The organism is Curtobacterium sp. ODYSSEY 48 V2, assembly GCF_023712625.1.
Taxonomy (GTDB): domain Bacteria; phylum Actinomycetota; class Actinomycetes; order Actinomycetales; family Microbacteriaceae; genus Curtobacterium.
In genome coordinates, this window is sequence record NZ_JAMAXX010000017.1 from 1 (window position 1) to 1609 (window position 1609).

A 1609-nucleotide genomic window follows, 5' to 3' on the forward strand; every position below is an offset into this window, starting at 1 on the left:
TTCGGGTTGGTTGTTGTTCGAGTCGATCGCAATTTTAATCTTTGTGGTCAAGTTTCTAAGAGCAAACGGTGGATGCCTTGGCATCTGGAGCCGAAGAAGGACGTAGAAATCTGCGATAAGCCTCGGGGAGCTGATAATCGAGCTGTGAGCCGAGGATTTCCGAATGGGGAAACCCCGCCAGGCGACTTGTCGACCTGGTGACTCCCGCCTGAATATATAGGGCGGGTAGAGGGAACGTGGGGAAGTGAAACATCTCAGTACCCACAGGAAGAGAAAACAACATGTGATTCCGTGAGTAGTGGCGAGCGAAAGCGGATGAGGCTAAACCGATCATGTGTGATAGCCGGCGGGCGTTGCATGGTCGGGGTTGTGGGACACGTCGCTCAGTTCTGCCGGACTGGGACGGTTACAGCGCATCATAGTCGAACCGGTTTGAAAGCCGGGCCGTAGTGGGTGCCAGCCCCGTAGACGAAATGGTGTTATGGCCGGATGTGTATCCCAAGTAGCACGGGGCCCGAGAAATCCCGTGTGAATCTGTCAGGACCACCTGATAAGCCTAAATACTCCCAGATGACCGATAGCGGACAAGTACCGTGAGGGAAAGGTGAAAAGTACCCCGGGAGGGGAGTGAAATAGTACCTGAAACCGTTTGCTTACAAACCGTCGGAGCCTCCTTGTAGGGGTGACGGCGTGCCTTTTGAAGAATGAGCCTGCGAGTTAGTGATATGTGGCGAGGTTAACCCGTGTGGGGCAGCCGTAGCGAAAGCGAGTCTGAATAGGGCGATTCAGTCGCATGTCCTAGACCCGAAGCGAAGTGATCTATCCATGGCCAGGTTGAAGCGACGGTAAGACGTCGTGGAGGACCGAACCCACTTCAGTTGAAAATGGAGGGGATGAGCTGTGGATAGGGGTGAAAGGCCAATCAAACTTCGTGATAGCTGGTTCTCTCCGAAATGCATTTAGGTGCAGCGTTGCGTGTTTCTCGCCGGAGGTAGAGCTACTGGATGGCCGATGGGCCTCAACAGGTTACTGACGTCAGCCAAACTCCGAATGCCGGTGAGTGAGAGCGCAGCAGTGAGACGGTGGGGGATAAGCTTCATCGTCGAGAGGGAAACAACCCAGACTACCAACTAAGGCCCCTAAGCGTGTGCTAAGTGGGAAAGGATGTGGAGTTGCACAGACAACCAGGAGGTTGGCTTAGAAGCAGCCACCCTTGAAAGAGTGCGTAATAGCTCACTGGTCAAGTGATTCCGCGCCGACAATGTAACGGGGCTCAAGCACACCGCCGAAGTTGTAGATTTCGCACACAGACAAGCCTTCGTGGTTCAGTCGTGCGGAGTGGTAGGAGAGCGTCGTGTGGCGAGTGAAGCGGCGGAGTAATCCAGCCGTGGACGCCACACGAGTGAGAATGCAGGCATGAGTAGCGAAAGACGGGTGAGAAACCCGTCCTCCGAAAGACCAAGGGTTCCAGGGCCAGGTTAATCCGCCCTGGGTAAGTCGGGACCTAAGGCGAGGCCGACAGGCGTAGTCGATGGACAACGGGTTGATATTCCCGTACCGGCGAACAACCGCCCAAGCTAATCCAGTGGTGCTAAGAGTCCTAACCCGG

The 1609-nt window shown here is 55.1% G+C and carries 1 rRNA gene; it reads left to right on the forward strand.

Annotated elements, in window-relative coordinates:
* Positions 1-45 precede the first annotated feature (45 nt).
* A 23S ribosomal RNA gene (locus M3666_RS16265) occupies positions 46-1609 on the forward strand; the annotation flags it as partial.